1 pseudogene is annotated in these 375 nt (G+C 77.0%); it reads left to right on the top strand.

Going from position 1 to position 375, the window contains the following annotated elements:
- A pseudogene (locus AC1DFR_RS22400) lies at positions 1-375 on the top strand (HNH endonuclease signature motif containing protein); the annotation flags it as partial.

Below are 375 nucleotides of genomic sequence, written 5' to 3'. Positions count from 1 at the left end.
GCCTATTTCCCGGCCGACACCGCCGCGGGGATCTGGGAACGGGCCACCGCGGCGGCCCGCGCCCTCCAGGGMCCGGACGAGCCCCGGACCCTGACCCAGCTCCGCGCCGACATCACCGCCACCTGGCTCCTCACCACCGGCACCGGCACGGGTGCTGGATCGGACGACGGCAGCACCGGTACCGGCGCGGGTGTTCCGGTCCCGCGTGCGCAGGTCCTGGTCACCGTCCCGGTCCTGGCCCTGCTCGGCGCCACCGACGAACCGGCCGTCCTCGACGGGCACGGGCCGATCCCGCCCTCGATGGCCCGCCGCCTCATCGCCGACGGCGCCAGCTCCTTCCACCGGGTCCTGACCGACCCCCGCGACGGCGGCGCC

The organism is Arthrobacter sp. 05T410, assembly GCF_056396505.1.
Note: the sequence above shows the minus strand (reverse complement) of the source record. Positions and strands in the feature narration are given on the sequence as shown.